This is a genomic window from Bacteroidales bacterium, from assembly GCA_013141385.1.
Taxonomy (GTDB): domain Bacteria; phylum Bacteroidota; class Bacteroidia; order Bacteroidales; family Tenuifilaceae; genus UBA8529.
The window spans coordinates 73,703-98,916 of record JABFRB010000016.1 but is presented as its reverse complement, the minus strand read 5'-3'; the positions used below and the strand labels follow the sequence as shown (position 1 = coordinate 98,916).

General features: G+C 34.3%; 20 protein-coding genes. 12 read left to right on the top strand and 8 right to left on the bottom strand.

Going from position 1 to position 25,214, the window contains the following annotated elements; genetic code table 11:
* From HOO91_08940 to HOO91_08930, 3 genes are read left to right on the top strand one after another with little or no spacing between them, the layout of a single operon-like run.
* Entirely contained in the window at positions 1-537 is a 537-nt protein-coding gene (locus tag HOO91_08940; protein NOU17671.1) for an RNA polymerase sigma-70 factor, read from the top strand.
* 19 nt (positions 538-556) lie between these two features.
* On the top strand, positions 557-1,573 hold the full coding sequence (locus tag HOO91_08935) for a FecR family protein (GenBank protein ID NOU17670.1): 1,017 nt from the start codon (positions 557-559) through the stop codon (positions 1,571-1,573).
* Positions 1,563-3,149 (top strand): carboxypeptidase-like regulatory domain-containing protein, encoded by a 1,587-nt coding sequence (locus HOO91_08930; GenBank protein NOU17669.1) that lies wholly within the window; start codon positions 1,563-1,565, stop codon positions 3,147-3,149. The genes HOO91_08935 and HOO91_08930 overlap by 11 nt, the downstream gene beginning before the upstream one ends.
* A gap of 119 nt (positions 3,150-3,268) precedes the next feature.
* Here HOO91_08930 and HOO91_08925 read toward each other — a convergent pair whose 3' ends face one another.
* Positions 3,269-3,637 (bottom strand): LytTR family transcriptional regulator, encoded by a 369-nt coding sequence (locus HOO91_08925; protein ID NOU17668.1) that lies wholly within the window; start codon positions 3,635-3,637, stop codon positions 3,269-3,271.
* Between the two features lie 78 nt (positions 3,638-3,715).
* Positions 3,716-4,486: a tetratricopeptide repeat protein gene (locus tag HOO91_08920; GenBank protein NOU17667.1), complete on the bottom strand. Its 771-nt coding sequence runs from the start codon at positions 4,484-4,486 to the stop codon at positions 3,716-3,718.
* Positions 4,487-5,033: 547 nt separating this feature from the next.
* Between HOO91_08920 and tig the strand changes: the two genes are divergently transcribed.
* From tig to HOO91_08900, 4 genes are all read left to right on the top strand, one after another.
* Complete coding sequence (gene tig, locus HOO91_08915) at positions 5,034-6,380, top strand: trigger factor (protein ID NOU17666.1); 1,347 nt, start codon at positions 5,034-5,036, stop codon at positions 6,378-6,380.
* 172 nt (positions 6,381-6,552) lie between these two features.
* Entirely contained in the window at positions 6,553-7,236 is a 684-nt protein-coding gene (clpP, locus tag HOO91_08910) for an ATP-dependent Clp endopeptidase proteolytic subunit ClpP (GenBank protein NOU17665.1), read from the top strand.
* Between the two features lie 258 nt (positions 7,237-7,494).
* On the top strand, positions 7,495-9,687 hold the full coding sequence (locus tag HOO91_08905; protein ID NOU17664.1) for a peptidase domain-containing ABC transporter: 2,193 nt from the start codon (positions 7,495-7,497) through the stop codon (positions 9,685-9,687).
* A gap of 210 nt (positions 9,688-9,897) precedes the next feature.
* A complete protein-coding gene (locus HOO91_08900; protein NOU17663.1) occupies positions 9,898-11,208 on the top strand; it encodes an HlyD family efflux transporter periplasmic adaptor subunit in 1,311 nt (436 codons plus the stop codon).
* 311 nt (positions 11,209-11,519) lie between these two features.
* Here the strand turns inward: HOO91_08900 and HOO91_08895 are convergent, their stop codons facing one another.
* The gene (locus HOO91_08895; GenBank protein NOU17662.1) at positions 11,520-11,663 is read right to left on the bottom strand and encodes a hypothetical protein; all 144 of its coding nucleotides are present in this window, start codon (positions 11,661-11,663) and stop codon (positions 11,520-11,522) included.
* 240 nt (positions 11,664-11,903) lie between these two features.
* Here HOO91_08895 and HOO91_08890 point away from each other — a divergent pair, with 240 nt between their 5' ends.
* Together HOO91_08890 and clpX are read left to right on the top strand one after the other, a co-directional pair.
* Positions 11,904-14,663, top strand: a complete 2,760-nt coding sequence (locus tag HOO91_08890; GenBank protein ID NOU17661.1) for a CHAT domain-containing protein — start codon at positions 11,904-11,906, stop codon at positions 14,661-14,663.
* Between the two features lie 102 nt (positions 14,664-14,765).
* The gene (gene clpX, locus HOO91_08885) at positions 14,766-15,992 is read left to right on the top strand and encodes an ATP-dependent Clp protease ATP-binding subunit ClpX (GenBank protein NOU17660.1); all 1,227 of its coding nucleotides are present in this window, start codon (positions 14,766-14,768) and stop codon (positions 15,990-15,992) included.
* Here clpX and HOO91_08880 read toward each other — a convergent pair.
* Positions 15,989-16,483 carry a dihydrofolate reductase gene (locus tag HOO91_08880; protein NOU17659.1) on the bottom strand — a complete coding sequence of 165 codons (495 nt, stop codon included), beginning with the start codon at positions 16,481-16,483 and terminating at the stop codon, positions 15,989-15,991. The genes clpX and HOO91_08880 overlap by 4 nt on opposite strands.
* Positions 16,484-16,529: 46 nt before the next feature.
* Complete coding sequence (locus HOO91_08875) at positions 16,530-17,324, bottom strand: thymidylate synthase (GenBank protein NOU17658.1); 795 nt, start codon at positions 17,322-17,324, stop codon at positions 16,530-16,532.
* A gap of 221 nt (positions 17,325-17,545) precedes the next feature.
* On the opposite strand from HOO91_08875, the gene HOO91_08870 reads away from it, so the two are divergent.
* The 3 genes from HOO91_08870 to HOO91_08860 all read left to right on the top strand — a co-directional run bounded on the left by HOO91_08870 (position 17,546) and on the right by HOO91_08860 (position 20,010).
* The gene (locus HOO91_08870) at positions 17,546-17,893 is read left to right on the top strand and encodes an arsenate reductase (GenBank protein NOU17657.1); all 348 of its coding nucleotides are present in this window, start codon (positions 17,546-17,548) and stop codon (positions 17,891-17,893) included.
* Positions 17,894-17,998: 105 nt separating this feature from the next.
* Complete coding sequence (locus HOO91_08865) at positions 17,999-18,382, top strand: CAP domain-containing protein (GenBank protein NOU17656.1); 384 nt, start codon at positions 17,999-18,001, stop codon at positions 18,380-18,382.
* Between the two features lie 5 nt (positions 18,383-18,387).
* Positions 18,388-20,010 carry a fumarate hydratase gene (locus tag HOO91_08860; GenBank protein NOU17655.1) on the top strand — a complete coding sequence of 541 codons (1,623 nt, stop codon included), beginning with the start codon at positions 18,388-18,390 and terminating at the stop codon, positions 20,008-20,010.
* A gap of 79 nt (positions 20,011-20,089) precedes the next feature.
* On the opposite strand, the gene HOO91_08855 is transcribed toward HOO91_08860, so the two are convergent.
* From HOO91_08855 to HOO91_08845, 3 genes are all read right to left on the bottom strand, one after another.
* Complete coding sequence (locus tag HOO91_08855; GenBank protein NOU17654.1) at positions 20,090-22,762, bottom strand: T9SS type A sorting domain-containing protein; 2,673 nt, start codon at positions 22,760-22,762, stop codon at positions 20,090-20,092.
* Positions 22,763-23,006: 244 nt separating this feature from the next.
* On the bottom strand, positions 23,007-23,591 hold the full coding sequence (locus tag HOO91_08850; protein ID NOU17653.1) for a hypothetical protein: 585 nt from the start codon (positions 23,589-23,591) through the stop codon (positions 23,007-23,009).
* A gap of 90 nt (positions 23,592-23,681) precedes the next feature.
* The gene (locus tag HOO91_08845; GenBank protein NOU17652.1) at positions 23,682-25,211 is read right to left on the bottom strand and encodes an MBOAT family protein; all 1,530 of its coding nucleotides are present in this window, start codon (positions 25,209-25,211) and stop codon (positions 23,682-23,684) included.
* Between the last annotated feature and the right edge of the window lie 3 nt (positions 25,212-25,214).

Genomic DNA, 25,214 nt, shown 5'->3' with positions numbered 1-25,214 from the left:
TTGAAACAGACAAGAATTAAACAGGACGATTTAAAAGAATTTGAAATGCTTTTTAAATCACTCTACTCACCGCTTTGTCATTATGCATTTAGGTTTCTTAAGGATATGGATTTGGCAGAAGAGATAGTCCAAGAATTTTTCTATAACTATTGGAAAAACAGGCAAACGATGAATATTCAGATTTCAATAAAATCCTATATGTTTCGTGCAATACGAAATAATTCATTAAAGTATTTGGAGCATTTAAGGGTTGTGAAAAAATACGAACAAAACTTTAAGGAAACAAATAGTTCCGAAGCAAGTTTTGAATCAAATGAACTTGAAGTAAGCGAATTAAACGAGATTATTGAAGTTACATTAAACGAATTACCCGAAAGGTGTCGCCAAATTTTTAAGCTAAGCCGATTCGAGGGGTTGAAATATAATGAAATTGCTGAGAAGTTATCAATTTCTATAAAAACCGTTGAAGCAAATATGGGTAAAGCCTTACAGCTTTTTCGAAAGAATTTGAAACATTACAATGAGCTGGTATGCTAAACGGATTAATCCGACTACTATGAAACTAGATATAAATAATACAAAAGATTTCGAGCTCATTGCTAGATATTTTGCAGGAGAGATGAGCAATGAAGATGTTTTTCAATTCGAAAAACAAATCGAAACTTTTCCTGAAAACAAAAACCTTATTGAAGAGATGAAGAAACAGTGGGAGCAAATAGGAGGTTACCAAAAAAAGAAAGAAGTTGACACCAATAAAGGTTGGCAAACACTTTATAACAGATTAAACACAGAAGATCTAATTCCTAGTAATAGAATTATTGAACATAGAGTAATTCCTACTTGGGCTAAGTGGGCTGCTTCATTTGTTACATTGATGGTTATTGCAGGTCTTTCGTTTTATTCAATTACCAAAAGTAATACCAATCTGATAAGTTTACAAACAGGCGGTGATTCAAATACTCTAATTCAGACACTTACAGATGGCTCAGTTATTTATTTGGCAAATAATACAACTTTCTCTTACCCCTCCGAGTTTGACACAAAAGAAAGAAAAGTTAACCTAAAGGGAGAAGCCTTTTTCGATATCACATCTAATCCCCAAAAACCTTTTAGAATTGAGACCGAAAAAGTTATTGTTGAAGTTTTAGGAACCGCTTTTAATGTAAAAACATTGAATAGTAACCAATTTGAACTTGTAGTTGAACGAGGAAAGGTTCGAGTTACATTAAAAAGCGACCCCTCTCAAACACAGATTGTACTTCCTGGTGAGAAAATATCTACAAGTAATAACCATCTTGTTAAGGTCGTCAATAACAATTCCGCCTATTTTTTATGGAAAACACAAAGAATGCAGTTTAAAGATGAATCTTTAAGTAATATTATTAAGGTGATTAATAAAAACTATAAAACAAGCATTCAGTTACAAAACCAATTACTTGGTGAAAGAAAATTAACTGTTACTTTCTATAATAATTCACTCAAAACCATAACTGAGCTTATTTGCTTATCGCTTAACTTAGAGGTTGAAGAAACTCCTGATTCAACCATAATTATTAAACCTATTGAAAAATAGAGATATAGTAAAATCGAATGCCATTCATAAAGCAGTTTATTACCGAATAATTTCGGTAACTCTGCTTTTTTTGTTTTCAGGGAATTCAATAAATCAAGTTTATGCCCAAGAACCTGTTCTTGATCAAAAAATCATAATAAAGGAGCAAAGGAATACTATTTATAACCTGTTAAATCAAATTACAGATGCAACAGGGTATTTCTTTATTTATGACAGTCGACTAGTTGATAACGACAAAATAGTAACAATTAATGCTGATAATAAAACACTTAGACAGATTATTTCTGAAGTACTTGCTGATAATACTCTTGATTTTAAAGTTATCGAAAAGCATATTCTAGTATATAGAAAAAAGGTTCAAAAAATTGAAAATGAATCGGTAACGAAAGATTCTACACTATCAATAAGTATTAATGGGCTAATACTTGATAAATTAACAAAAAAACCGTTACCCTTTGTTGCTGTTGGTATTGCCGAAAAAAATATTGGAACAGTAAGTAATTATGATGGATTTTTTACTTTGAGAATACCATCATTTTTAAAACACACACAATTAACAATATCACATCTTGGATATAAAAGCCAATATATACCTGTAAGATTGCTTGTTGATCAAAAGGCCGATATTTATTTAGAAACAGAATATATATCACTTCAAGAGGTAATTATTCGAAATATTGATCCTCGAGATATAGTATATAAAGTTTTTCGTAACCGTTCGGTAAACTATAGTGGTGAATCAGTTTACATGACGAGTTTTTATAGGGAAGGTGTTTTAAAGAATAGCAAATATTTAAACTATTCCGAAGCGGTTATGAAAATTTATAAATCACCATATTATAGAATCTTTGAATCAGATCAGGTTAAACTTCTCAAATCTAGAAAAATTGTTAACATCGACCAGCACGATACATTGGTGCTTAAAATTAAAGCAGGAATAAGAAGTTGCTTGACTTTAGATTTAGTTAAAAACATTCCTGATTTTATTGATCCAGAGTATACGGATAGTTATAATTATTCAAAGGAGGATATTGTTTCTTTAGACTCACGTAATGTTTATGTTATAGCATTTGAACAGAAAGAAAATATTACCGAACCTCTTTTCAAAGGAGTTCTTTACATTGATGTGGAAAATTTTGCTTTGCTTAAGGCTGATTTTGAGGTAAATCCCAAGTATTTAAGGAATGCTGATGATCTTTTTATAGTAAAGAGAAGTAGAAAGTTTAATGTAACGCCAGAAAAGATTTTTTACTCAATTTATTATAGTTCTTGGAATGGGAAATATTATATCAACCATATTCGCGGTGATTTAAGCATTAGATATAAAAAACGATACCACCTTTTTTCCAACGATTTTCAAGTTTTTTTAGAACTTGCTAGTTGCCAAATTGATACATTAAACGTAGTTAAGTTCAATAGAGAAGAGATTTTTAAAACAAATGCAATACTTGTTGATTCTAAATTTAGTTTTGATGAATCATTTTGGGGTGATTACAACATAATAACGCCTGAAGAAAAAATCAATCAGGCGTTATCACGAATAAAAACAAAAACAGAATTTGTTAAGTCCGAATAATTATAATTGCACATTAAATATTTAACAAGAAATACTAATTCCCATATAAACACAAAAAGAATCACTTTCCTCAGTGTGTTTAAAAGAAGATAAAGATTTTAACGTATTTAAGAAAAAACCTAATCCTTCCTCATTATCAACTCTCTTGAAATCAACCCGCTAATAGCATCTTTTTCTGATTGAGGAACTGGTATAATTTCTCCATTCTCCATTACCAAAAAAGGATATTCTAATACCCAGTATTCATGAATCTTTGTAAGGTTAACGATGAAAGACCATCCACAGCGGTAAAAAACCTTTGGGGATAATACTTTTTCGAGTTGATGTAAAAACAAGTCAATTTTAACTCGTGAACCATCTTCAAGAACGATGTAAGTTAAAATTCCATCAGATTCAAAGTAATTAATTCTTTCATAACTTTTGTTTAGGATAAAAGACGCTAGATCTTTTTCTCTTTCCTTAACACCTTCGAGTAATTCTGTTTTCATGGCGGTAATTTATAGTTCAGTTATGGAAAATCGGTTCCGAAACCGTTAATTGGTAAATCATTTTTTGAAAATTAATTTTTATCCATTAGATAAATCTCTAAGAAGGTTAGTTGCCTTTTGCCCAAGAGGAGAATTTGAATTTGATAAGTTTAAGAAAATCGTTTTCGCTTTTTCAACCTTAAATTCACCTAAATAGCAAAGTCCGCAATACCAGAGTGCTTGATCTCTAAAAAGAGAATTTGATTCTGCAACTGCAATTAAATTTTCATGTGCTTTTTCAAAATCAAGCAATTCCATATAGGTAATCCCTAAATAGAACTGAACAGTAAATGCATTAGGATTAATCTCAATAACTTTTTTGAAATCAACGATTGCTGAATTGTAATCTCCTTTTTGATATGATAGCATTGCACTAAAAAAGATACTATCTAGATTTAATTCACCTCCAGAGCGGACAACAGTAACTGCTGGATAAGGTTGGAAGTTATCAAGATAAACCCTTGTTGGATCAACTGTTTTATTGGTCAATGTTAAAGCACCCCATCCTCCTAAAGTAATACCAGAAAGTGCAGCTGCATAGTATAAATATCTCCTAATACTACCTTTCTTAAAGGTATGACCTCTATTGACGAGAGAATTAGAAGTCGAGGCAGCCACTAATTGCAGTTTTTGTCTTAACTGAAAAATTTCTTCTTCGGCAGCAATAGTTTCTAGTTCTTTTCTAAGTTCAAATTCTCGTTTTAATGAAACGTCCGTTTCAATTTTATTCGATAGAGTTTGACCCTCTTTCTTACTAATTGAGCCATCTATTAGCTTTTCAATTAATCGTTGAGTGTTTCTATCAATCATTGGTTTTGATTTATTAATTTCCGGAGTTTTGTTAGTTGTGTTTTCTTAATCTATATGTTTACTCTTTAGATTTATTCTTGTGTGAGTTTTTAAATTTAATCTTGAAAAATTATAAGCCCTTAAAGTCTAATAGAAAAAAATTAAGTATCTATTAATCAACTTAAAAAGTCCATTTCATTCTTTGCATTCAACTATAGATTTTCTTTAAAACTCTTAATAAATACCAATTTGTCTATTAAGTAGAATGACCCTTCATCTATATATTCCATAAACCATAAAAGGTGACACGGTTTTTTTTACAATTTGAAAAAAAAATATTAAATAACATAAAATCAAACTGTTGTAGTGATAGAAAAATGGTTCTTGAAATCATTTTTTTATCATTTGTTTCTTATATCTCATTTTTCTACCTTTGTCAGCTTTAAAATTGATTACAAAATTGTATTTCAGAACGATAAAGATTTTCAGTGTTATGTCACTGATTTTTTAAACAGGTTTCAATCATTTATCACAAAATTTGAGTTAAGTAATCTAAATGAATTAGTTAATGAATATTTTAAAGGAAGAAATAGATGCGCTGAACGCAGTGCTAAAAGTTAAAATTGATAAGGCAGACTATGATCCTAAAGTGGAGGAGACGCTAAAAGACTATCGTAAAAAAGCGACTATTAAAGGCTTTAGACCAGGGCACGCTCCAACATCTCTTATCAATAAGTTGTATCGTAAACCCATTCTTGTAGATGAGGTAAATAAGATAATCTCAGAATCACTTTCTAAGTACCTTGTTGAGCAAAAGTTGAATATCCTTGGTGAACCATTACCGAGCGAACAACAAAAACAAATAGATTGGGATACAGAGGAAAATTTTGAATTTGCATTCGATCTTGGTTTAGTTCCTGAGTTTGAATTAAAATTTAGTAAGCGCGATAAAATTCCCTACTATTCTATTAAAGTTGATGATAAACTTCGCGAAATATACTCCGATAGCTATCGTCGTAGGAATGGAAGTTACAAACCTGTAGAAATTACTGCAGAAAATGATTTGGTTAAAGCAACCCTAAATGAGCTTAACCCAGATGAATCTCCAAAGGAGGGTGGCGTTTTTGTTGAAGGTGCTTCAATCTCAATCGCTTTGGTGGCCAATGAGGATGAGAAAAAAAAGTTAATTGGTTTAAAGGCTGGGGATGTTGTTACTATTGATACGTTAAAATCATTCCCAAATGTTGCGGATAGAGCAGCATTACTTCATATTGCCAAAGAAAAATTAACCAATGTTGAACCTCAATTTCAGCTAACTGTAACCGAAACGTTGACTTTTGAAAAAGCAGAACTAAATCAGGAGTTTTTTAATAAGGTTTATGGAGAAGGAGTAATAAATAACGAGAAAGAGTTCAATAGCAAATTGGATGAGGAGATAAGCAAAAACCTTGTACACGAGAGTGACTATCGTTTATTAATAGATTTAAAAGATAAATTGATTGAGAAGTTTAAGATTGAACTCCCAAAAGATTTCTTAATTCGTTGGTTAGTTGCCGTAAACGAAGGGAAACATACTCGTGAGCAGATCGAAACGGAGTTTCCTATGTTTGAGAAAGATCTAAAGTGGCAGCTAATTCGAGATAAGGTTGCTATGGAGAACAACCTAACCGTTACCGAGGAAGAGATTCACGGATTTGCCATGAATTTTGCACGTAATCAATTCGCATCTTATGGTATGAGCCAGATGCCAGATGAATATTTAGTTAGCTATGCCGATAGCGTTTTGAAGAAAGATGGTGAAAAGCGAAGAATCCAAGAAAAACTCATTGAAGATAAGGCTGTTGCAGTGATAAGAGAGGCCGTTAAACTCGATGAGAAGGAAGTAACCACGGATGAGTTTAACAATCTTAAATAAAGATTGATGATTAATAAAATTGGACCGGTAGAGATAAATCTATCGGTCTTTTTTTTAAAACTATTTAACCTCATTGCTGTTATTTAAAAACCAACATTAAAAAAAAGGGTTTATCTTTGAATTTACATCAAATAATTTTTTTTTGAAACCATTAAAATAAAAACCATAATATATGAGCCAAAAAAATAGTGAATTCGAAAAGTATGCCATCAGGCATCGTGGAATTAGTAGTTTAACACTGCATAATTTTCAATCTATGCATGGTAACTATATCTCTCCAACTATTATCGAGGAGCGCCAGCTTAACATCGCAACCATGGATGTCTTCTCGCGCCTTATGATGGATAGGATAATATTCTTAGGAGTTCCAATAAATGATGATGTTGCAAATATTATTCAAGCTCAACTCCTTTTCCTTGAATCTTCGGATCCATCCAAAGACATTCAAATCTACCTTAATACACCGGGTGGTTCTGTTTATGCAGGACTAGGAATTTACGATACAATGCAGTACATAAGTTCCGATGTGGCAACAATCTGTACAGGAATGGCTGCATCAATGGGAGCTGTATTACTCACTGCAGGAGCAAAAGGTAAGCGAACAGCTCTTCCACATTCAAGGGTAATGATTCACCAACCAATGGGCGGAGCAGAGGGACAAGCTTCAGATATTGAAATCACCACTCGTGAGATTTTAAAACTGCGTGATGAACTTTATAATATAGTAGCTAAACATTCAGGTAACCCATTTGAGAGAATTCAAAAAGATTCTGATCGTGATTACTGGATGACTGCCCAGGAAGCAAAGGATTATGGTATGATTGATGAAGTATTGGTAAGAATTGAGAATAAATAGCATTTAACGATATTATATTTTTAGACCTGTCAGGAAAAGGAACCTGACAGGTTTTTTAGCGATAAATGTTTGGATAAGTGTCTTATATTCAAAGATATTGAAAGTTAGAGAATTTTTTTTATATTAAATATCCACTCAAAATCTCTGTTTTAATTCATTTAATTCTATTTTTGTTTAATATAATAGGTTTTAGAGTTGAAACAATTTTATTTTTTGTAAAATAATTATTATCAAATAAGTAATTAATTTTAGTTTCTGATGTCTTTCCCCCACTACCACCAACCCGATGCAATGGACTGCGGTCCAACATGCCTAAGGATTGTAGCACGATACTATGGTAAGCATTATAATATTCAGACTTTACGGGAGCGTTGCTATATAACCCGCGAGGGGGTTAGTATGCTTGGAATTAGCCGTGCAGCCGAAAGCATCGGTTTTCGTACAATGGGGGTTAAAATCAGCTTTGAGCAGTTGTTGAAAGAGGCACCTCTACCAGCCATTGTTCATTGGAATCAGAGCCATTTTGTTGTTGTTTATAATATTACAGGAAAAAAGGGTAAAGAGATTGTTCATGTTTCGGATCCTGGTGGTGGACTAGTGAGTTTCCCTCGTGAAGAATTTGTTCGTTGCTGGGTTTCGACTGTTGAGGAAGGCGAAAAGCGTGGTGTGGCACTACTTCTTGAGGCCTCTCCTGATTTTTATTCGGCACAAGACGAAAAACCTAATAAGAAGAGTTTCCGTTTCCTGTTCAACTACCTTCGTCCCTACAAAAAATTAATAACCCAACTTTTACTTGGGCTAATTCTTGGTAGCTTACTTCAATTGGTTTTTCCCTTCCTAACTCAAAGTATAGTTGATAAGGGTATTGGTAACCGCAATATTGGTTTTATTTACCTTGTGCTAATTGCTCAGATGGTACTAACCCTTAGTCGTGTGTCAGTTGAGTTTATAAGAGGATGGATACTACTGCATTTAGGAACACGAATAAATATATCCCTTATATCTGACTTTCTAGTTAAGTTGATGCGCCTACCCATGGGTTATTTCGATGCCAAAATGGTTGGTGATTTAATTCAACGCATTAATGATAATAAGCGAATAGAGAGTTTTTTGACTGGTACTACGCTGAATGTAATGTTTTCGCTGGTCAATCTAGTTATATTCGGTGCAGTTTTGCTTTACTATAATGTGATGATTTTCTCAATATTTCTTTTTGGAAGTACTATTTATGCCCTTTGGGTTTGGCTTTTCATGAAGAAACGAGAGGAGTTAGACTACCGTCGATTCGCACAGATGGCTGCAAACCAAAGCAATGTAATTCAGCTGATACAGGGAATGCAGGAGATTAAGCTGAATAGTTGTGAGCAGCAGAAACGTTGGGAGTGGGAGCGTATTCAGGCAAAACTATTCAAGGTAAGTGTAAAGGGTCTTGCTCTTAGCCAGTACCAGCAAAGTGGAGCTGTCCTTATCAATGAGATTAAGAACATTTTTATTACTGTAATAGCGGCGAAGAGCGTGGTGGATGGTGATATGTCTTTGGGTATGATGCTTGCTGTACAGTACATCATAGGTCAGCTAAACAGCCCGATTGACCAGCTGATATCATTTTTTAACTTAACCCAGGATGCAAAGATAAGTCTTGAAAGGCTTGGCGAAATACACCTTCGAAACGATGAAGAGGATATTGAAGATTCACGGATTAATGATATACCTGATGATAAAAGCATTGAGCTGAGCAATCTTGGATTTCGTTATGACGAGCCAGACTCAAATCTGGTGCTTGATGATATTAATATTAGAATTGAATCTGGTAAACAAACAGCTATTGTAGGTACATCGGGAAGTGGAAAGACCACACTTATTAAGCTCCTTCTTGGTTTCTATCCACCTGTTAAAGGAGAAATTCGGATTGGAGAAAATAACCTTACTGCATTTAGTATTAGTCGTTGGAGAGAGCAATGTGGTGTGGTGATGCAGGATGGATTCATATTTTCAGACACTATTGCAAATAATATTGCTCCTGGGGTTGATAGGGTTGATAAGATAAAATTGCTTCATGCTGCTAACGTTGCCAATATTGCTGATTTTATAGATTCGCTGCCACTTGGTTATAATACAAAGATTGGTGGTGAAGGTCATGGACTGAGCCAAGGACAGAAGCAAAGAATTCTTATTGCCCGTGCAGTTTATAAAGATCCAAAGTTTATCTTTTTCGATGAGGCGACGAATGCGCTTGATGCTAACAACGAGAAGGTTATTTTAGAAAACTTGCAGGAGTTTTTCAAAGGTAGGACGGTTATTGTTGTAGCGCACCGTTTAAGTACAGTTAAAAATGCAGATCAGATAGTTGTACTGGAAAAAGGGAAGGTGGTTGAAGTGGGTACGCATAAGGAATTAAGCGAGAGGAAGGGTGCGTACTATACATTAGTAAAAAACCAGCTGGAACTTTAAGGAGTTGACAACGAATTTTCGAAAGGCTATAATAACAACTGATATAGAGAAATACAAATCAAGGGCATGTAAGTTCTGTATTTTAGTTGGATGTAGATGAAAATCTAAGGGTAAAACAGGAATTAAATTTGGAAACTATCTCTTTTGAAAAAGATCTTTTTAGCAAAAGCAGAAATATTTTTTTATTAAACGTCTATTGTGTTCAATAAAATGGAAGAAAGCGATCAATTAAAAAAAATCAACCTCAGATCAGAGGAGATTGCCGAAATTCTTGGGGTGCCTCCAAAGGGAATTGTTCGGTGGGGAATTACAATTATTTTTCTGGTTATTGCTATAGTTTTTATTGGTAGTGCATTTTTTAAATATCCTGATATTATTGTTGCTCCTGTAATCATCACAAGTGAGAATCCACCTTCGGTTATTATTTCAAAAGCAAATGGTAAGATAACAGATATTCTTTTTACTGATGGTTCTCTTGTTAAAAAAGGTGATACTATTGCAGTAATTGAGAATCCAGCCAAACTAAAAGATATTAAATATCTCTCAAAAATAATTGATGGGTTTAATTTCAGAAAAGTATCAGATACCCTTCTTGATTCTAGATATTTCGACAAACTCAGTTTAGGAGATATTCAAACTCAGTTTAATACCTTTTCAAAATCATACTTTGAGTATCGGTTGTTTTTGAAACAAAGTTACCATGAACAAAAGATAAAAGCCATTGGAGCACAGATTAAACAGTATAATCAGTACTATAATAGACTGTGGACACAGCGAAATCTTACCATTAAAGATCTTGAACTAACTCAAAAGCAATTTGCCAGAGATTCTTCACTCTTTAAAACTGGGGTAATTTCTGCTGTTGATTACGAACGTTCTCAAGGAGCATTACTATCAAAACGTCAATTACTTGAGAGTGCTCGGTTGAATCTCTCTACAACTGCAATAACAATTGAAGGACTTAAACAAAGCATTATCGATACTAGGCTTGAGCAAGAAAGCCAAAGCAAAAAACTGGCAGAGGATTTGGTGAATAGTTATAACCAGTTGGTAAGCACCCTTTCAACATGGGAGAAAACTTATCTATTAATTGCCCCATCATCAGGAAAATTAACATATATGAATGTTTGGAGTAACCTGCAAGAGGTAAAATCAGGAGATAGACTTTTTACGATTAATCCCGAAGAAAGAGGGGAGATTTTTGCAATGTTAACACTACCTTTTGAAGGAGCAGGTAAAGTAAAACTGGAACAGCGAGTAACCATTAAACTTGATGGCTACCCATTTATGGAATTCGGAATGGTTGAAGGCATAATTCATTCTGTTTCAAGCGGTTCAGTTGAAAAGGGATTTCCAGTAGTTGTTCGTTTACCAAAGGGACCAATTACTTCGTACGGACAAGAATTAAGTTTTGAAAGAGACCTTTCGGGTATTGCAGAGATTACAACGGAAAATTTAACATTGTTACAACGATTCTTTAGCCCGCTTAAATATATTTTTAAAGACAGGATAAAAAGGTAGATTTAAAAACTTGATTTCTGAACTGTTTTAGTAAAAGATATAGAATCCAAAAACAGGTTGTTTTATTATAAGAAAACTCTACCAAGGTTAGAAACCCTGGTAGAGTTTGAGTAAAAAAGAAAACATATTTGCAATCTTATATTTTTCGAAAATAATGAGGGGGTAATATTTTCCACACTCCTTATACAATTTTTTCTGATTTAGTGTGGATCATTCATGATAATTTATGTTTTTTCAAGTATCATCAAAAATTTTCTTAAACAATCATGAAATTAGTTTATTGGTAAATTTAGTTATTAGTTGAAAGTAAATTATTCCTTAATATAAATTTTTGGATCTTGACCAATTGGAAGATTCTCGCCACCATTTAAACTTTTCATTTGATTATTGGTCAGTACTTTTTGATTATTTATGCTAAGAGCAATCATTTCTAAAGTTTTTCTTTGAGTTTTCATAGTTTAATATATTATTTGGTTAGTGATTTAGTTTGTCCCTTCAATTATATATTCCACAAAACTATAAAAAGTGACACAATTTTTTTTATTTTTTGATAAAAAACTTTTTCTGTAACAGAATCTCAATATTATACAACCATAATAATATAGTAGTAGAATAATTTTCTATAATAGAATAGTTAACGAATTGGCAAGTAAATTTTACTTGCCAATTTCTTCTAATTAGTATATATTGCATACATGAAATTATACTCGGGAAAGTTAAGATTTTCGGTATCCCTATTGATACTAATTCTTTTTTCTAATTTAGTTAATTCTCAGGGTCAAGATTTACTTAGTTCTAAGGCTAAGATGCTTGATAGCCTTGCAAAATCTTTTAATAATAAAGGTGTAGATATCGCTGTGGCTGGCGATATCGAAAAGGCAGGCATTTACTTCAAAAAATCTCTTGATTTAAAACAGCTTATACCTGGTTTTAGTAAAACAAGATTGGCTAGTGGTTATCTAAACCTTGCAAACATCAAGCAGCAGTTGAAATCTGCCGATTCAGCATTAATCTACTATAAAAAAGCAGAGGGAATAATTAGCCAGGTTGAGAAACCTAGTAAAAATATTCTCGGAACCATCTATGTTGAAATGGGAGATTGCTATCTCCGTTTATATGATGTTCAAACAGCAATCTCATTCATCAAAAAAGGGATACGTTTAATTGAAAGCGATTCGATTCCTGATAGCTATAAGTTGATTCTGTCTAAGCTCAAATTGGCTTCTGCTTTCAGAACTGCAGGGTTTTTAGACGAAGCACTTGGAAATGGGGAAGAAATTTTAGTTTTTGCATATAATCACCAGTCAAACTTGGTTTATGCCGTTCATAATAATTTAGGTATTACCTATATGTATTTCAAAGATTATCGAAATGCGTTATTGCATTTTAAAGCATCTGAAGAAATTTTAAAAAACGCTAAAGAGCAAAGTCCATTAGAGTATGTAAGTGTATACACCTACATAGGTTTATGTTATCAAAAACTTTTTTTAGTGAACGAGGCGGAGAGTTATTATAATAAAGCCCTAGGCCTAAGCACAAGTATAAATTCTATTTTAAGTATATGTCAATTATGCAATTACCTCGGTGATTTAAAACTTTATCAGGGACTCTTAGATCAAGCTGAGCAATTGTTTTTAAAGTCGAAAACAATAAATACCATTAATTCTAACGACTTTTTCTCTTTATCAAATGCTGCTTATAGTTTTAAAGGATTCGGTGATATTTATGCAAGACAATCACTTATTGAGAAGGATCGAGGAAAAGCTATAGAGTCATTAAAGGATTATAAAAAGGCAATTTCCTTATCAGAGGATATCCGGTTTAAACTATTTAGTGAAGATGATAAACTCTTGATTTCAGGAAAATATAACGACTTTTACGATAAAGCTATCGAAAGTGCCTTTCAATTCTCAAGTGTTGATAGCTCATTTTTGACTGAAGCATTTATGTTGATATCCAAAAGTAAGGCTGCAATTCTTCATGAGTTGATATCAAAAAATAAAGGACTTTCAATCTCTGGGGTATCATTGGAAGTGCAAAATCAGGAGCAACAGATTAAACAACGATTCGATTACCTTACAGAAAAATTCTATGAAGAAAGAAAGTTAAATAGTATAAATACGCAACAGGTAAAGCGAAATGAAGAACAACTATTTAATACTCAAAATGAGTATCGTACAATTCTTAAAGAAATAGAGACCAACTATCCTAAGTATTATAAACTAAAATATGATACATCATCGGTATCAATACAACAACTCCAAAAAATATTACCAAACGATAAACTGGTAATTGATTACTATAAAACGGATTCAAATCTTTACTCATTCGCAATTAGCAAGTATAGGGTAACCCATAGTATCCAGAAGTTAGATAGAACTTTTTATGATAACCTTGCTCAATTTAGAGAGGAGTTGGTTCCTAGTAATTTCAGTTCCCTATCAATTGAAAACGTAAAACGCTTTGCTAGTTCCTCTTACTATTTATACTCCGTTCTTTTAGAACCCTATGAGAGCGAGATGAGAGGAAAAAAATTAGTTATAGTTCCTCACAATGAGTTAATTTCGATACCATTTGCGGCTCTAATTACTGAAAAGCAATTAAACCCAAAGGAATTTTTTAGTTTACCTTATCTTGTTAATACTTATCCTATATCATACTCCCTCTCGTCAAAATTACTAACCGATCAGGTAGATGCTCCGAAAATAACCTTTATTAAAAGCATATCCATTGCCCCTTCATACAAAGGAAAAACTAGGGACACTATTGCATCGCGATCTGTATATCGGCAGGATTTATTAGATCTTCCAGGTGCAAAGAATGAAGCTGTTTTGGTCAGCAAAAGATTCAAAGGAGTTTTACTTTTGGATCAAGATGCAACTGAAAGTAGATTTAAGGCCATTGCCGGAAAGTATGATATAATCCATTTAGCAATGCATACTTTTATTGATGATAAAAACCCAAACTTCTCCAAACTTATATTCACCCAAACATCTGATTCCGTAAATGATGGTTATTTGAATGCCTATGAAATATTTAATTTAAAACTTAGGAGTAGATTAACAGTTATTAGCGCATGTAGAAGTGGTGATGGTAACCTTATAAAAGGCGAAGGGATTATTAGTTTGGCACGAGGATTTTTTTATGCAGGTTGTCCTTCGTTAGTCACTACACAATGGAGGGTTGATGATAGTTCAGGAACCGAGATAATTATTGATTTTTCTAAGTACATCAAAAAGGGTGAAAGTATTAGCGTTTCGCTTCAAACTGCTCAAAAAAACTTTATTAGAAAAGCCGATCCTTTGCGATCGCATCCATATTTCTGGGCGGCATACCAAGTCTTAGGAAGTGATAATCCTGTAACTCAAAGTGGATCATTATATTTATTGGTAATAGGAATTGTTATTTGTCTTGTGTTTATAGTTGCAGTATCATACTATAGATTTCTTAAATAAAAATTTGTATTGGAACCAGTTTGCCTGAAAATATTTGGTAATATTTTACTATAAATTATTTGTACCTTTGCACACAACAAATTGAAATTGACGGTAAAATAGATGAAGAATAGCGATAAATGCTCATTTTGTGGTCGTGATCGACGTGATGTAACCCTACTTGTATCAGGTGTTAATGCCTTTATTTGCGATATGTGCGCTGAACAAGCAAACCTAATTGTTCGTGAGGAGTTGAAGAAAAAGGGTGAGTTTAAACTGAATAAAAGCAAACTTCTTAAACCTAAAGAAATAAAGAAATTTCTTGATCAATATGTAATAGGGCAGGATGAGGCCAAAAAATTTCTATCTGTAGCGGTATACAACCACTATAAAAGATTGATGCAGAATAGTAAAACCGAAGATGAGGTTGAGATAGAAAAATCGAATATACTACTAGTTGGCGAAACAGGAACAGGAAAAACCCTCTTAGCTCGGACTATTGCTCGGATGCTTCATGTTCCATTCACAATTGTAGATGCAACGGTTCTTACCGAAGCCGGTTATGTTGGAGAGGATGTTGAGAGTATTCTAACGCGCCTCCTACAGGTCGCTGATTATAACGTTGAAGCGGCTGAGAAGGGAATTGTTTTTATTGATGAGCTTGATAAGATTGCCCGTAAGGGCGATAATCCTTCAATTACTCGAGATGTTTCAGGTGAAGGAGTTCAGCAAGGTTTACTTAAATTACTCGAAGGTTCTGTTGTTAATGTTCCACCCCAAGGAGGGCGAAAACATCCAGAGCAAAAAATGATTGCAGTGGATACCAAGAACATTCTGTTTATTTGCGGTGGAGCATTTGAGGGGATTGAGAAAAAAATTGCCCAACGCCTTAATACCCAAATTGTGGGTTATGGTGCAAGCAAAAATCGCGATTATATTGATAAGGATAACCTTTTGCAGTATATTTCCCCACAGGATCTTAGAGTGTTTGGGTTAATTCCTGAGATTATAGGACGGTTGCCAATTTTAACCTACTTAGATCCACTCGATCGTGAGGCTTTGCGAAGCATTCTGACAGAACCAAAAAATGCGATTGTGAAGCAGTATATCAAACTTTTCGAGTACGATAATATTAGACTTGAAATTGAGGATGATGTGCTGAATTATATCGTTGATAAATCAATGGAGTTTAAGCTTGGTGCTCGAGGTTTGCGTTCAATCTGTGAGGCTATTATGATGGATGCAATGTTCGAACTTCCCTCCGGAGATCATCAGGAGATGATAATTTCTCTTGAATACGCACAGAAAAAACTTGAGAAAGTAAATGTTAAACGATTGAAAGCAGCCTAGTTCTTCTTTTCCCGGACTAAGTTGATAAATGTATATCCAAGCCCATCATCATTGATGGGCTTTCCCTTTGTAACACTTTCAGCAACCCATTCTTTAAGATCCAGTTCGGGGAAAAAGGTATCACCTGAAAAACTAGCATGAATTCTGGTAAGGTATATTCTATTGACCAAAGGAAGCGTTTGTCTGTAAATATCTCCACCTCCTATAATGAAAACCTCGCTGTCCTGACTAGCGATATTTAAAGCATCTTCCAACGAATTTACAACCATACAACCATCTGCTTGGTAGTTCTTATCTCGGGTTATTACTACATTCGTTCTACCAGGTAGCGGACGACCTATGCTATCATATGTTTTTCGTCCCATAATGATGTGATGTCCAATGGTTAGACTCTTGAATCGTTGTAAATCCTCTTTTATATGCCAAAGCAATTGGTTGTTGTATCCAATTACTTGATTTTCAGCAACTGCAACTATTATTGAGATGGTCATTAAGTTCTTCTTCTTAAAAGTGAATTAATTGTATTTTTATCTTGTCCTAAATTGCTATTGCCCCCTTAATGTGTGGATGAGGATCGTACCCTTCGAGTTTAAAATCGTCAAAATTGAAGTCAAAAATAGATTCTACGTTTGGGTTGATAATCATTTTGGGTAGATTCCGCAGTTCACGGCTTAGCTGAAGTTTAACCTGATTAATATGATTTAGGTAGATATGTGCATCACCGAATGAATGTACAAATTCTCCGGGTTTTAGTCCAGTAACCTGAGCCATCATTAGCGTTAGCAAAGCATAGGATGCGATATTGAATGGAACACCAAGAAAAACATCAGCGCTACGTTGGTATAGCTGACATGAGAGTTTTCCATCGGCAACATAAAATTGGAAAAGTGCATGGCATGGGGGCAAGGCCATTTTGTCGATTTCGCCTACATTCCAAGCACAGACTAAATGGCGTCGAGAATCTGGATTGTTGATAATTGAATTTACAACCTCGGAAATTTGATCAATATGTTTACCATCAGGTGTTGGCCATGACCGCCACTGATAACCATATACAGGTCCGAGATTCCCATTTTTATCTGCCCATTCATTCCAAATTGTAACCCCATTTTCGTTCAAATACTTAATGTTAGTATCGCCTTTAAGAAACCAAAGCAGTTCATGTATTATCGACTTTAGATGTAACTTTTTTGTGGTTAGGAGGGGAAAACCATCTGCTAAATCAAAACGCATCTGGTAGCCAAAAACGCTGAGAGTTCCTGTGCCAGTTCTATCGGCTTTTTTTGCCCCCTTTTCGAGAATATGATCAAGAAAATCAATGTACTGCTTCATTTTTTACCTCTTGATATTTGAATTGCTAAAGGTAAATTCATATTACGAGAATGCAAAAAAATGTCGATAAGTTGATAGGGTAATGATTTTTTAGATGATTTAACCATCTGTTATTATCTATAATTTTTTCTCCTTTCAAATATTTTGTTTCTTTGATAACCATTTTCCTTGATGCTGTGTTTAGGATATTGTAACTTATCCTTTTTTAAAATAATAATATGATCTATAAAATTTACCATAACTCACACTGTAAGCATAGTAGAGCAGGTTTGGATTATCTCAAAAAAATGACTTCAGAGATTGAGGTAAGAGATTATCTTTCTGATCCAATTACACATAATGAGATTAAAGAAATATTACTTAAAATCAATTTAAAGCCAATACAAATAATCAGAACGAATGAGGCGTACTATAAGACATCTTTGAAAGGGAGAAGTTTTACTGATGAAGAGTTGATAAAAATTATGATAGAAAATCCAAAATTGATTCAACGTCCTATAGTGGTTGGAAAATACAAAGCAGTTATAGGAAACCCACCAGAAGAAATCACTAAACTATTTTGCAACTAATAGATGAAGAAAATCTACATAAGGTTAATTTCGGTGCTAACCATTTATCTTCTTTCAATTTATCCGGTTCTTTCACAGGTTGTTGAAAAAAAATCATTTGGTGAGATGGAAACAAGAGTGTTGGAACTTGTAAATGCTCATCGAAAATCGATTGGATTAGGCGAATTGCAGTTTAATGAAGTTATTTACGCCGAAGCATTAAAGCATTCAAAGGACATGGCCAATGGTGTTGTTCCGTTTAGCCATGACGGATTTGATGGTAGAGCCGATAGATTAATGAATAAAGTTGGTGGTAATGCAATAGCTGAAAATGTAGCTAGCGGGCAACCTGATGCTGAAAGTGTTTTAGAGAGCTGGCTCGAAAGTACTGGGCATAAACAAAATATTGAGGGGAGCTACAATCTCACAGGTATTGGTATTGCAAGGAGTAAAGACGGTGAACTTTACTTTACCCAAATTTTCCTTTTAAAGAAACCTTTCAAAAAATAAAACCTATGGCAACACCAGATTTTAAATTTCAAGAGCCTTTTCCCATTGGGAAAGATGAAACCGATTACTATTTACTATCGAAAGATTTTATTTCAGTGTCTCAATTCGAAGGGAAGGAAATATTGAAGGTTGAACCCGAAGGGTTATCATTGCTGTCTAAAATTGCTATGCACGATTGTTCATTTATGCTTCGAACTGAGCATATAAAGCAAATGGCAGAAATACTTGATGATCCTAATGCGAGCAAGAACGACAAGTTTGTTGCCCTTGTAATGCTTAAAAATGCTGAAATCTCAGCTAAGGGAATACTTCCTTTCTGTCAGGATACTGGTACTGCAATAATTTTTGCAAAAAAAGGTCAGCAGGTTTGGACTGGTGGGGGAGATGAGGAGGCATTATCGCTTGGAGTATACAAGACATATACTGGGGATAATCTTAGATATTCTCAAACGATTCCTCTTGATATGTACAAGGAGAAAAATTCTGGAACTAATTTGCCTGCTCAAATAGATATTTATTCAACCGATGGGAGTGAATACGAGTTTTTATTTATTGCAAAAGGAGGTGGTTCGGCCAATAAAACGATGCTTTTTCAGGAAACAAAAGCACTTCTAAATCCTCAAAGTTTACAAAAATATTTGGTCGAGAAACTTAAACTACTGGGTACTGCTGCTTGTCCCCCTTACCATGTGGCATTTGTAATTGGTGGAACATCAGCCGAAGCGTGCATCAAAACGGTTAAACTGGCATCAGCAAAATATTTGGATAATTTGCCAACCGAGGGCAATGAAAATGGGCAGGCATTTCGTGATGTTGAGTTGGAGAAAAAAGTTTTAGAATTGGCTTATGGTATAGGACTTGGAGCACAATTTGGGGGTAAATATTTTGCACTAGACATTCGAATTATTCGCTTGCCTAGACATGGCGCATCATGCCCTGTTGGTGCAGGAGTCTCCTGTGCTGCCGACAGAAATATTAAAGCAAAAATCAATAAGGATGGTATTTGGGTCGAAAAGTTGGAGAATAACCCTGAAAGGTTTATTCCAGATAATTATAGAAAGGTTGATGAAGGAGAAGCAATTAAAGTTGACCTGAATAAACCAATGAAGGAAATTCTTGCAGAATTATCCAAACACCCCGTTGGAACACGTTTATCGTTAACAGGAATAATTGTTGTTGGAAGAGATATTGCCCATGCTAAATTAAAAGAACGACTAGATAAAGGAGAAGAACTTCCTCAGCACATTAAAGATCATCCAATATACTATGCAGGACCTGCAAAGACTCCTGTTGGAATGGCTTCGGGTTCATTTGGACCAACAACGGCAGGGCGTATGGATTCATACGTTGATCTATTTCAATCACTTGGAGGTAGCATGATAATGATTGCCAAAGGCAATAGAAGTCAAGTTGTAACAGACGCTTGTAAGAAATATGGTGGATTTTACCTCGGTAGTATCGGTGGACCAGCAGCAATCTTAGCACAAGAGAATATTATAAAGGTTGAACTACTTGAATACCCTGAGTTGGGAATGGAGGCAATTTATAAAATAGAGGTAGTAAACTTCCCTGCATTTATCTTGATTGATGATAAGGGGAATGATTTTTACAAGCAAGTAGTGAAATAGAATTCAACTATAGTAAAAATGAAACGGTTTCAATTTATTGTTGAAACCGTTTCATTTTAAAGAAATTATTCTTTTACTATCATTTGAGAATGCTCAGTTTTTTTGTTACAGATTTTCCATCGGGTGTTTGAATCTTGATGAAGTAAACGCCGCTTGAGAGGCTACTGATATTTAAAGATTTATCGCTTGGTAAACTTACAATATCTAACACCAACGCTCCTGTAGAACTAAATACCTTAACAGTGCCCTTTTCATAACCATCAATTTTGATAATGGTAGTAGCAGGGTTAGGAAATACTGAATATTTTTTACTTATATCATTTGTCTCAACATCAACAGGCCAAGTAACGGCAACATAGTTTTCTTTTACATAAATCTGTTGATCCGTCCCTTTTGTTACGGTCAATGTAATTGTCTTATTACCTGTGGTAGTATATTTTATTGTGTGAGGACCTACACCCGTTTTGGTTTGGGGAAGTGCGCCATCGCCAAAATTCCACGACCATGTTTCTGGAGAACCATAGGATTTATCGGTAAAAACTACCGTTGAATCATTTTGGTGAGCAAGTGTATTATTTACTTTGAAATCTGCTGAAATAGGAATAGCACCATAATGCCACATCCCGCCATAGTACTGATTACTACTAAATCCTCCAGCCCAAATAGATTTATCACTCGCTGCACCTATAGCAAGGAATTGGTAACTTTTATAGAATTCTGCATAATCGGTAAAAGTTGAGCCATTATCAGTGCTATATGAAACACCCTCGGCAGGAGTTGTATAATCCGCCCCCGTTGAAATTAAAAGGTTAGAGCCAGGAATAAACATAAAACTTGACTTGTAAAAATTACCTGTTGAGGTGAGTAAAGTCCAATTTTGACCACCATTAATTGTTTTATATGAAGGGTTTGATCCTGTTCCTCTTCTTTGAATAATACCTATGTTATCATCTTTGAATGAGAGTTCAAAAGAAGCATCGGTAATAGGGGTTTGGTATGCAGTCCAATTATATCCTTTATCGATGGATTTGTAAATTCTACCTTTATTAGTTGAAAACCAAACAGTATTGCCATATACAGAGTAGTAACTTACATTTCCGTACTCTCCTGTGCTATTCGATGGGATTTTTGAAGATGATACTCTTGACCATGTGCTTCCTCCGTTAGTAGTTGTATAAATTTCAAAGTAACCTCCATTAGGATCGCCCATACAAAAACCGTTATTTTCATCCCAAAAGTATACAACATTTGGGAAGCCATTTGGTGATGAAAACGTAGCAGTAGATTGAACTTGCCATGTTGCTCCACCATCAGTGGTATTAACAATTTTACCTCCCCCTGTTGGACCAAATAACGCCACCCAAGCTTTCTTGTCGCTAACAGCGGATATCATTGCTGCGGAATAATTTGTTGTTCCAGAAGCATTGATTGTTCCTGAATACCATGTAAACCCCCCATCAATTGTTCTTGTGAAATCTTTTACTTTCGCTGCAGGATTAGCAGCACTGCCATCGAAAGCAACGGCCCAGGCAATTCTATCGCTAACAGCTGAAATATTCTGAATGCCTCTTCCTGCTGCTGTAAAGCCAGAACTTTGCTTCTTCCAAAGTATGCTTTGGTTGACTTGCCCAGGTTTAATGCCAACTATTATTGAGTTAGATGTACTAAAATTTGTGGTAGCATCAGGATCCATTTCAGATGCTACGAAATAACCATTCAAGTATCCACCCCAACCCCAATTTATATGAAGATTGTCGGACGCATCGTATCCATCACACACCCACGCATGACCTCCACTAGTGCCCTGCCCTGAATAATAAATAGGACGATTTTGATTTAATTCACCTTTAACAATGGTTAACCATTCGGTTACTTTACTCGCATCAAATTCATACTCTTTGATTGTAGTAGGATCGTATTTAAAATAGTTTGTCAGCGCATACATAACATCAGCACTAAATGCGGCGGAACCATCCGATGCGTAATCCATATTAACCGAAACACCAGCATGATACATTAGGGTTGCTATTGCTTCTTTCTGAGTAGTTGAACTTGATCCATTTAGATAATTGGGCATATTAACCCAATCATAACTAACCGATGAAAAATCAACGTATTGGATTCCATATGAGGGATTTGTTTGTGGAGTATATTTATGCCACCCTTGACCCTGTGCCGGCCATTTATGATAATTCATAATCTGCGCCATTGCAGTGGCAACACAACCAGTATAGTCATGATTGGGGCAAAATAAATTATAGGTTGGAACTGCTATAGTTCCCTGTTGATTCCATGTTGTTGTAATCAAGGGGCTAACAGCAGCGAGTATTTTTGCTGGTTGGCCTACTTTATAGTTTTCCCATCGTTGCTTAACCTCAATGTTTTGAGCCTTTTGAAGTTTTGTTTCATTTATCTGTTTACTATAAAGTTCAAACCTATTTGTAACAGAAGGATTATTGAGCCCATCGCCCACAGAGTTTGTTGTTGAATAACCTATAATCGGATTGGCTCTATCATCAGCAGAGACAACCACAAAACCCATAGGGTTAAAAGAGATGATGTACATCGTTGTTTCACCTTGAAATTCGAAGGTAGAAATATTGCTAACGGTCAAATTTGTGCCTTTTTCAGATATTTGAGCGCGGATAAAATTTTCGGCAACTCGTTGAGCATCTTTTTTATCAACAGAATCGGCAGATGTAAACTTGACAATTAGTAATAATAAAAGTAGAATAGTAAATGTTTTTTTCATCGAGGCGTTGTTTACAAGTTGTTTATTATCAGAATTATATTATTTGAATTCTTTTTTGTAGTTGCCTTAAAACCCTAAATCATGGAGACCTATTTCTTTAAATAAATGGACTCAAATGTAGAAATAATCATTACAAATAAAATCAATAATAATTGAAAGTCTTTTTATTTGAAGAAAATATTCCGATAATTTAATTCTTCGATCGATAAGACTCTTTTGTATCGAATTGTTTATGAGTTGATTATTAAATTCCTGTGATCGATTTTTTATTTAGTTTTCCGTGATATCGTAATGTATATGTGAATTTTGTTTTTATAATAGTGGGTTCTACCGTTTTAATTGTATCAATTCTGGTAGTTGATGATTGCCATTCATCAATAGTTTTAAGGGTATACTTCTGTTTATCGAACGTAAAGTAAATTCTATTTTTATCGATTTTGTTGATAGTTAACTGATTATTGGTATATGGCAGATTGGTAATATTGGTTAACCTAAATGAAATCCCACTTCCAGCAGAACCTTTAAGTATTTTACCATTACCTAAAAGGATTTTTATCGAATCGCGAAGTAAATTATCTTTTCTGCGGATATCAAGCTGTTTTGTTTCTTTATCGAACCTATAGGTTGGTCCATCGATTCTCATTCCTCGTGGTGGAGTGCCGCTAAGAACTTCACCTTCTTGTGTTAAATAATATTCAATGAATACAAATTCATTGGGGCCAATAAAACCACTCAAATTAGTTTGTTTTTCTACAGTACAACCGTTTAGTAGTAAAATAAAGAGGGTGGTTTTTAATAATGTACCTGATTTAATCGCTATGTATTTCATAAGTAAAAATTCTATTATTGAGCAAGATAAATAAAAAATAGTCGCTTAGAAAATTAAAATAAAGGGTATGGCAAGGAAGAACTAAACGCATCAAAATCTAAAATAGATAAATGGTTGTATATCCGATGTTTTAATTTGAATGATAATAAAGACAATAATAAGGGTTGCTACTATTTTCAAGGTTAATGGGGATTTAATAAATGCACCCCTATAGCTTTCTTTAAATGATATTGGTAGCCAATGGATTGCAAAACCGATCAATATAAGTCCGTATATGTTTAGCTGCGAAGTAAGGTTTGATATTATTGATGAGAAACCAAATCGATTAAAAATTTGATGCAGCATTTTAACCGCATTATCAATATCCGTAGATCTAAAGAATATCCATGCTAAGCATACAATCTGAAAGGTAAGAAACCCTGCTAGGAATCTTTTCCAAACAGCAGATTTTACCTTTGGCTCGGGGAATATGCTTACCCAAAGTTTATGAATTGCCAAAGATATTCCATGTATGCCCCCCCAAATCAAAAATCGGATATTTGCACCATGCCACAAACCACCCAAGAGCATTGTAATCATTAGGTTTATATAGGTTCTGGTTTTCCCTTTTTTATTTCCTCCTAGGGGGATATACAGATAATCCCTTAACCACGATGAGAGCGAAATATGCCAACGCCGCCAGAAATCGGTAATGTTTATCGCTTTATAGGGAGAGTTAAAGTTGATAGGTAACCTGAAACCCAATAAGAGAGCCACGCCTATTGCAATATCAGTATAACCCGAAAAATCACAGTAGATCTGTATTGCATAACCATAGGTTGCCATTAGGTTTTCAAACCCTGAGTAGCTCAACGGGTTATCGAATACCCTATCAACAAAATTAATAGATATAAAATTGGAGATAACCATCTTCTTTATAAGTCCATTAAGGATTAGGAAGTAAGCGTGGTTAAACTCCTGCCAACTTAGACTAAATTTCTTATATATCTGAGGAATGAACTCTGCTGCACGCACAATTGGCCCTGCAACAAGTTGCGGAAAGAATGATACATAAAATCCAAAATCAAGGATATTACGGAGCGGTTTAAGTTTTTCTCTGTAAATATCTACTGTATAGCTAATCGTCTGGAATGTGTAAAATGATATTCCAACAGGAAGAATTATGGTTGAAGCATCGAAATGAGCGCTGAAGATTTGATTTGTCCAAAGCGATATGTAGTTTACAACCACTAAGTTTGTACCAAAAATATGATTTATAGTATCGATATAAAAATAGGAGTACTTAAAGTATGATAATACGCCAAGGTTTATTGAAACGCTTACCCCAACAAGAAGTCTTCTCACCCATTTTTTTGATGATATTGGTATTAAAATACCTGTTGTAAAATCGCAAATGGTAGCAAAAATGAGCAGAACAAAGAATAACCCACTTGATTTATAGTAAAAAAAATAGCTGAATAGGAGTAAGTAAATGGTGCGTAATAGATGTTTTTTATAAACAATAGAATAGCCAAATAGCAATATTGTAAAGAATATCCAGAACGATGCTTCCGTAAAAATAATCGGTCTGCTTTCGTTGTAAGTGAATATGCCGATGATATATTGCCAAATATTAAACATGAA